Annotated in this window: 1 protein-coding gene; it reads left to right on the top strand. The window is 67.1% G+C overall.

Translation table 11 applies throughout. The features are described from left to right. Positions 1-57: 57 nt before the first annotated feature. Positions 58-623: nucleotide sugar dehydrogenase (locus V8324_RS22255; RefSeq protein ID WP_336422044.1), on the top strand; the 566-nt coding region annotated here is incomplete at its 3' end.

Here is a 623-nt window from a genome sequence, read left to right as displayed (position 1 = left end):
CGGCGCGATTTGATTTTCCCGGGGTGATGGCCGGGGCAGCGACAAGGATATTTCTCGATGAAGATCGCGATGATCGGGACGGGCTATGTGGGTCTGGTCTCGGGGGTGTGTTTTTCGGATTTCGGGCATGACGTGGTCTGCCTCGACACCAATCCCGAAAAGATCGCCATGCTGGAGCGCGGCGAGGTGCCGATCTTCGAGCCGGGCCTCGACGGGCTGATGGCCAAGAACGTGGCCGCCGGGCGGCTGCGCTTCACCACCGATCTCGACCGCGCGCTCGACGGCGCGCAGGCGGTGTTCATCGCCGTGGGCACGCCGACCCGGCGCGGTGACGGGCATGCCGACCTGACCTACGTGATGGCCGCCGCCCGCGACGTGGCGCGCGCCGCATCCGGCTACGTGGTGATCGTCATCAAGTCGACCGTGCCGGTGGGCACCAATGCCCGCGTCCGCGAGGTGGTGGCCGAGGCCAACCCGGATCTCGATTTCGACGTCGCCTCGAACCCCGAATTCCTGCGCGAGGGCGCGGCGATCGACGACTTCATGAAGCCCGACCGCGTGGTCGTCGGCGTCGAGACCGATCGCGCCGCACAGGTGATGGCCGATATCTACCGGCCGCTGTA

Source organism: Roseovarius sp. D22-M7, from assembly GCF_037083785.1.
In the GTDB taxonomy this organism is placed as follows: Bacteria; Pseudomonadota; Alphaproteobacteria; order Rhodobacterales; family Rhodobacteraceae; genus Roseovarius.
Note: the sequence above shows the minus strand (reverse complement) of the source record. Positions and strands in the feature narration are given on the sequence as shown.